At 59.0% G+C, this 6,892-nt stretch carries 8 protein-coding genes; all 8 read left to right on the top strand.

Annotated features, from left to right (window positions below; genetic code table 11):
• Window positions 1-312: 312 nt before the first annotated feature.
• Window positions 313-1,593: a branched-chain amino acid ABC transporter substrate-binding protein gene (locus H0V78_10425; GenBank protein ID MBA2352167.1), complete on the top strand. Its 1,281-nt coding sequence runs from the start codon at window positions 313-315 to the stop codon at window positions 1,591-1,593.
• A 175-nt stretch (window positions 1,594-1,768) separates the two neighbouring features.
• Window positions 1,769-2,692, top strand: a complete 924-nt coding sequence (locus H0V78_10420; protein MBA2352166.1) for a branched-chain amino acid ABC transporter permease — start codon at window positions 1,769-1,771, stop codon at window positions 2,690-2,692.
• Window positions 2,693-2,747: 55 nt separating this feature from the next.
• Complete coding sequence (locus H0V78_10415; GenBank protein MBA2352165.1) at window positions 2,748-2,990, top strand: CopG family transcriptional regulator; 243 nt, start codon at window positions 2,748-2,750, stop codon at window positions 2,988-2,990.
• On the top strand, window positions 2,975-3,313 hold the full coding sequence (locus H0V78_10410) for a type II toxin-antitoxin system PemK/MazF family toxin (GenBank protein MBA2352164.1): 339 nt from the start codon (window positions 2,975-2,977) through the stop codon (window positions 3,311-3,313). Before H0V78_10415 ends, H0V78_10410 begins: the two co-directional genes overlap by 16 nt.
• Window positions 3,294-4,397, top strand: coding sequence for an ABC transporter ATP-binding protein (locus tag H0V78_10405; protein ID MBA2352163.1), 1,104 nt, complete (start codon window positions 3,294-3,296; stop codon window positions 4,395-4,397). Before H0V78_10410 ends, H0V78_10405 begins: the two co-directional genes overlap by 20 nt.
• A 273-nt stretch (window positions 4,398-4,670) precedes the next feature.
• Window positions 4,671-5,429, top strand: a complete 759-nt coding sequence (locus H0V78_10400; GenBank protein MBA2352162.1) for an ABC transporter ATP-binding protein — start codon at window positions 4,671-4,673, stop codon at window positions 5,427-5,429.
• Window positions 5,426-6,157, top strand: a complete 732-nt coding sequence (locus H0V78_10395) for an ABC transporter ATP-binding protein (GenBank protein ID MBA2352161.1) — start codon at window positions 5,426-5,428, stop codon at window positions 6,155-6,157. Before H0V78_10400 ends, H0V78_10395 begins: the two co-directional genes overlap by 4 nt.
• A gap of 109 nt (window positions 6,158-6,266) precedes the next feature.
• Window positions 6,267-6,892, top strand: a 626-nt coding sequence (locus H0V78_10390) for a DUF4062 domain-containing protein (GenBank protein MBA2352160.1), incomplete at its 3' end; no start/stop codon positions are given.

Genomic DNA, 6,892 nt, shown 5'->3' with positions numbered 1-6,892 from the left:
CGGTGTGTGGGGGCAAGTTCCCATGCCGCCAAATTCAAACGTAAAGGATGACGAAGCGAAGACTCTGGTGCAGTGGGTTCTTGCCATGTAAGTCACAGGTTCGCGCAAAAAAGCCGGTCTTGACACCGGCTTTTTTGCTTTCCGGCACGTGTTTTTCGCGGCTTTCTTTGCTTTTGTCCCCACGCTGGTTTGCTGGTTTTAGTTATACGCAGCAAGCCACTGCGCTCCTAAATTGACAAGGTTTGGAGGCATGCGGATAATCGACCGGATTCCGCATTGCAGTTTCCTCCCTTCAACTTTTCTGGAGTTCGCATGATCAGCCCGAGAATCTTTATTGTTGTTGCGACCGCGGCATTCATCGGTCTTGGCGGATGCGGAAAAAAAGAGGAAGCGGCAGGCGGCGCCTCGGGAAGCGTCGTAAAAATTGGCCTCGCTTCCCCGCTCACCGGGCCGCAGGCGCATATCGGAAACGATATCAAAAACGGCACGCAACTCGCGGTCGATGAGTTGAATGCCAAAGGCGTCGAAATCGGCGGCAACAAGGTCAAGCTGGAACTGCTCGCCGAAGACGACCAGGCCGATCCCAAAACAGCGACGCTGGTCGCGCAGAAACTGATCGATTCCGGCGCCGTTGCCGTAGTCGGCCATTTCAATTCCGGCGCGTCGATTCCGGCCTCGAGGATCTATTCCGACGCCGGCGTTCCGCAGATCTCGCCGGGCTCGACCAATCCAAAATACACGCAGCAAGGCTACAAGACGACGTTTCGCGTGCTGGCCAATGACTTGCAGCAAGGCAAGGTGATCGGCGAATTCGCGGTCAAAAATCTCGACGCGAAAAAAGTGGCGATCATCGACGATCGCACCGCCTATGGTCAGGGGCTTGCCGACGAAGTCGAGAAAGCCGTCAAAGCAGCCGGCGGGGAAATCGTCGCGCGCGAATACACGAGCGACAAAGCGACCGATTTTCTCGCCATCCTGACCAGCATCAAAGGCAAGCAACCCGACGCCGTCGTGTTTGCCGGCATCGATCCGCAAGCCGGGCCGATGGTCAAGCAAATGCGATCGCTCGGCATGGACGCCAAATTCCTCGGCGGCGACGGCATGCAGACGCCCAATTTCATCAAGCTCGGCGGCGCCGATGCCGAAGGGGCGATGGCGTCGATCCCCGGCCTGCCGAAAGACGAAATGCCGGGCGGGAAAAAATTCCTCGACGACTACAAAGCCAAATTCAACAAGGAAGTCGAGCTGTTTGCGCCGTTCGGCTACGACGCGGTTTATGTTTTCGTCGATGCCATGAAGCGCGCCGGTTCCAGCGATCCGGCCAAATTCCTGCCGGAAATCGGCAAGACCTCGATCGACGGCGTCATCGGCCCGATCGCGTTCGACGACAAAGGCGATATCAAGAACGGGCCGATTACGATTTTCGTCGTCAAGAATGGCGAATGGCAGCCGATGGAAACAGTCGGCGGCAAAGCCGCGGCGAGCGCGGGGGCAGCCCCGTCCGACGGCAAAAGCGCCGAGCCTGCGGCTGCCGAAAAATCCGCGCCGGCGGCACTGGCGGACAAGCCTGCTGCGCCGTCGATGAATCGGTGATCCTGAAGTCAGCTTGATTGGAAACGGCCTCGTCACGGCACCTGCGGGTGCCGTTTTCGTTCCGCGGCCGCAAAACTGAGCGCAATAACGACGACTTCTTGCGAGCGCGGAAGCAATCCGGTTTTTAGGTAGCATGTGCGTTGCGCTGAAATCGTTTTCAATCCAGGGACAACAAGTGGACATCTTTCTCCAGCAACTGATCAATGGCATCGTGCTGGGAAGCATTTATGCGCTGGTCGCGCTCGGCTACACGATGGTCTACGGCATCCTCGGTCTGATCAACTTCGCGCACGGCGAAGTTGTCATGATCGGCGCCATGGTCGCGCTGGCAGTCATCCAGGCGCTGCTCGGTTCGGCGCTGCCGGGGCCTTTGATCGTCGTACTCGGTCTCGGCGTCGCCATCCCGCTGTGCATGGCGCTTGGCTTTTCGATCGAGCGCATCGCGTATCGGCCACTGCGCAAAGCGCCGCGGCTCGCGCCTCTGATTACCGCAATCGGCGTTTCCATCGTGCTGCAGAATGTGGCGATGATCATCTGGGGCCGCCAATACATTGCGTTCCCGCCGGTCTTGCCGCTCGTGCGCCACAGCATAGGCGGCGCGACGATTACCGAGTTGCAGATTTTCATCGTGCTGCTTGCCGCCGTAGTCATGGCCGCGCTGCTTTTTCTCGTACACAAAACCCGCCTCGGCCGCGCCATGCGCGCAACCTCGCAGAACCCCGAAGTCGCCGGGCTGATGGGCGTCGATATCAACACGATCATATCGATCACCTTCATCGTCGGTTCGGCGCTCGCTGCCGTAGCCGGCGTCATGGTCGCCGCCTATTACGGGCTCGCGCATTACTTCATGGGTTTCACGCTCGGCCTGAAAGCGTTTACCGCGGCCGTGCTTGGCGGCATCGGCAATATCGGCGGCGCCATGCTCGGCGGACTGTTGCTCGGCATCATCGAAAGCCTCGGCGCGGGCTATATCGGCGCTCTGACCGGCGGCTTTCTCGGCAGTCATTATCAGGATGTGTTTGCGTTTTTCGTGCTAATCCTGGTGCTGGTGTTCCGGCCTTCGGGGCTGATGGGTGAGCGGGTGGCGGAGCGGGCTTGAGACGATAGGCTAATGGTATGATGTTACGTCATACTCAACCTGATGGAAATGCATCATGGCCAGCGTCAAAGTCGCGATTACCATTGAACAAGAGACATTGGCCCGTGTCGATGGCCTCGTTGCAAAAAACATTTTTCCGAATCGCAGCCGTGCAATTCAGACAGCCGTGGTCGAGAAGCTCGCGCGCCTCGACCGCAATCGTCTGGCGGCGGAATGCGCAAAGCTCGATCCTGAATTCGAAAGGGCGCTGGCCGAGGAAGGATTGGGACAGGAGCTCGATGCATGGCCCGCATACTGAGGGGCGAAATCCGTTGGGCCGATTTGAATCCTGTTCGTGGCAACGAGCAGGCAGGATTGCGGCCTGTTCTTGTGCTCAGTCACGACGTCTTCAATGAGCGTTCCCGCACAGTTATAGCCATGGTCCTGACCAGCCAGCCGCAATGCGCAGATTATCCGCTCACTTTGGAATTGCAATCGACGAAGCTGCCGAAGCGATCATGGGTAAAAATCAGCCAGGTACGCACGCTTGTAGTCGAGCGCATCGGCAAAAAACTCGGGCGCATATCGCCAGAAGAACTTGCGCATATCGTTGATGGCCTCAATGAGATCGTCGGGATTTGACCATCTGAAGGATGCTTCTCGCTGGCAGCGGCTTAGTCGCAGGCCGCAACTTGCCTGGCTAGGCTTCGCCCTGCTCGCCGTCGCGCTGATCGCGCTGCCTTTCATCGCCGATATCGCCCTCGGCCGCGCCTGGGTGCGCATCCTCGCCTTTGTCATGCTCTACGTGATGCTCGCGCTCGGCCTCAACATCGTCGTCGGCTTCGCAGGCTTGCTCGATCTCGGCTACGTTGCATTCTTCGCCGTTGGCGCATATATGTATGCACTGCTCGCGTCGCCGCATTTTGGCTTGCACTTGCCGTTCTGGGCGCTATTGCCGATGGGCGCTGCGGTCGCATGCGTGTTCGGCGTTTTGCTCGGTGCGCCGACTTTGAAATTGCGCGGCGATTACCTCGCCATCGTCACGCTCGGTTTCGGCGAAATCGTCCGCATCTTTTTGAACAATCTGAACGCGCCGTTCAACCTGACCAACGGGCCCCAGGGCGTAAACCTGATCGATCCGATCAGCGTCGCGGGCATACCGCTAAGTAAAACCTACACGCTGTTCGGCCTCAACTTTTCATCGGCGCACAACTATTATTTTCTGTTCCTGATCCTGACGCTGCTGGTGATTTTCGTGTCGATGCGGCTCGAAGATTCGCGCATCGGCCGCGCGTGGGTAGCGATACGCGAGGATGAAATCGCGGCGAAGGCGATGGGTATCAATACGCGCAACATCAAGCTGCTCGCGTTCGCTATGGGCGCTTCTTTCGGCGGTGTCTCCGGCGGGCTGTTTGCCGGGTTTCAGGGCTTCGTCAGTCCGGAAAGTTTCACCCTGATGGAGTCGATCATGATCCTGTGCATGGTCGTGCTCGGCGGCATGGGGCACATCCCCGGCGTGATTCTGGGCGCCGTCATCCTGGTAATTTTGCCGGAGGCGCTGCGTTATCTGGGGCCGCTGCAACAGTCAATGTTCGGACAGGTGGTCATCGATCCAGCCGATTTGCGCATGCTGGTGTTCGGGTTGGCGCTGATTCTGGTCATGCTGTTTCGGCCCGCCGGTCTGTGGCCTTCGCCGACGCGCAAGCGCGAGTTGATGCCGGAATAAAGCGTTGATTGCCGTGAATGCATCTGCTGTCAGCACGAAAAGCTGCCCCAACAAAAAAGTTGTCATTCCCGCGCACGCGGGATTCCAGTGGCGAGCCGGGGCGACGCATTATTCTTCTGAGTGTCATTCCCGCGCACGCGGGAATCCAGCATTTTGCCGAAAGTCGCTGGGTCCCCGCCTGCGCGGGGACGACGAGTCGTAGGACGCACACCGGACCTGACCAGCGTGCAGCTTTCCAAGCCAGCCAGCAAGGCCGATCAAGACACGGTTGTCCTGCTGCAAGCCTCTAACATCACCAAACGCTTCGGTGGCCTGACTGCGCTGGCGGATGTCACCCTTTCGATTGCGCGCAACGAGATCTACGGTCTGATCGGCCCAAACGGCGCCGGCAAGACCACGTTGTTCAATGTACTGACCGGTCTGTACACGGCGGACGAAGGGGAATTCACGTTCAACGGCGAACGCATGCGCGGCGCGCCGCCGCACGAGGTCGCGAGACGCGGGATCGCGCGCACGTTTCAGAATATCCGACTGTTTGCGAATATGACGGCGGTGGAAAATGTCATGACCGGACGCCACGTTCGTACCGGCAGCGGCGTGTTCGGCGCAATCCTGCGCACGCGTGCGACGCGCAGCGAAGAAGCCGGGATCGCCGAACGCGCGCACGAATTGCTCGCCTACGTCGGCATTGCGCGGCGCGCCAACGATCTCGCCAGACATTTATCGTACGGCGATCAGCGCCGGCTCGAAATCGCGCGCGCGCTGGCGACCGAACCGCAATTGCTCGCGCTCGATGAACCCGCCGCAGGCATGAACGCGACGGAACGCGAAGCCTTGAAGAAACTGCTGCAAGCGATTCGCGCCGATGGCATGACGATCCTCCTGATCGAACACGATGTGAATCTGGTCATGGGCTTGTGCGATCGCGTCGCCGTGCTCGATTATGGGAAGAAGATTGCTGAAGGCGCGCCGGCGGAGGTGCAAAGCGATCCGAAAGTCATCGAGGCGTATCTCGGCGGAACATTGACATGAGCGCAGCGCCGAATCTGCTTGAAGTGCGCGGACTGAAAATTTCCTATGGCGGCATCAACGCGGTCAAGGGTATCGATCTCGATATCGGCAAAGGCGAGCTGATCGCACTGATCGGCGCCAATGGCGCGGGCAAGTCGACGACCTTGCGCGCGCTGTCCGGCTTGCTTCCGGTCGATGCCGGCAGCATAAAATATCTGGGGAACGACATCACCGGCTGCGCCAGCCACAAAACCGTCAGGCAGGGTCTGGCCTTGGTGCCCGAAGGCCGCGGCGTGTTTCCGCGCCTGACGATTGCGGAGAACCTGGTGATGGGCGCTTATTGCCGTCGCGACGCAACTGCCATCAGCAACGACACCTCACGTGTGTATGGACTGTTTCCGCGGCTCGCCGAGCGCCGCAAACAACTGGCCGGAACCTTGTCGGGCGGCGAGCAGCAGATGCTCGCCATTGGCCGCGCCCTGATGAGCCGCCCCCGACTGCTGCTGCTCGACGAGCCATCCATGGGATTGGCCCCGCTCATGGTGCAAAAGATTTTCGAAACCATACGCATGATCGCGACTGAGGGCGTCACCATGCTGCTGGTCGAGCAAAACGCCAAACTCGCGCTCGAAGTCAGCGGCCGCGGCTACGTGATGGAAAGCGGCTGCATCACGCTCAGCGACGCATCGCCCGCGCTGCTGTGCAACCCGCTGGTGCAGCAGGCATATCTCGGCGAATGCACGGCCTAGGACGTTTACCTCGTCAGTGTGCCTTCGCGAGCCGGTGCTGCGCTATCCAACTCTCAGGAAAAAAGTGGGGTCTGACCCCTCTTGTTTTTAGGTTTGCCCCCTCCACCGTATGGACAAACGCTACCAAGTATTCGTCAGCTCGACCTATGCTGATCTACTAGATGAGCGCCAAGAGGTCATGCAGGCGCTTCTTGAACTTGACTGCATACCTGCTGGCATGGAGCTCTTCCCTGCCGCAAACGAAGACCAGTGGACTCTCATCAAGAAGGTAATCGACGACTGCGACTACTACATGGTTATCATTGCTGGCCGTTACGGGTCAATCGGACCGGCCGGTTTGAGTTACACAGAAATGGAGTACAGATACGCCTTAGAAGCCGGTAAACCAGTGCTCGGGTTTGTTCATCGCGATCCCGGCACCCTGCCCGCAAGCAGATGCGAAGCGCGGGATGAGGGCAAAGCTAAGCTGGCCACATTTTGTGAGTTCGTTCAAAAGAAGATGTGTCGCTTATGGGACAGCCCGGCAGACTTGGGCAGCCAGGTGAGTCGAAGTCTAGTCAAGCTAATTAAACGTAGCCCAGGCATCGGTTGGGTCCGTGGGAATCTTGTCCCAGACGAGAGCGCAACGGAAGAAATACTGAACTTGCGTCGACGGGCGGAAGAGCTCCAAGCTGAACTACAGGCAACTCGAACGACTGGCCCCGCAGGAACATCCGATCTGGCACAGGGTGAAGA

It is taken from the genome of Burkholderiales bacterium, assembly GCA_013695435.1.
Lineage (GTDB): Bacteria > Pseudomonadota > Gammaproteobacteria > Burkholderiales > JACMKV01 > JACMKV01.
Note: the sequence above shows the minus strand (reverse complement) of the source record. Positions and strands in the feature narration are given on the sequence as shown.

Bases quoted from the DNA above. Each gene is read 5' to 3' on its own strand.
- H0V78_10425 (MBA2352167.1), top strand. From the start codon at position 313: ATGATCAGCCCGAGAATCTTTATTGTTGTTGCGACCGCGGCATTCATC.
- H0V78_10415 (MBA2352165.1), top strand. From the start codon at position 2,748: ATGGCCAGCGTCAAAGTCGCGATTACCATTGAACAAGAGACATTGGCC.
- H0V78_10410 (MBA2352164.1), top strand. From the start codon at position 2,975: ATGGCCCGCATACTGAGGGGCGAAATCCGTTGGGCCGATTTGAATCCT.
- H0V78_10405 (MBA2352163.1), top strand. From the start codon at position 3,294: ATGAGATCGTCGGGATTTGACCATCTGAAGGATGCTTCTCGCTGGCAG.
- H0V78_10395 (MBA2352161.1), top strand. From the start codon at position 5,426: ATGAGCGCAGCGCCGAATCTGCTTGAAGTGCGCGGACTGAAAATTTCC.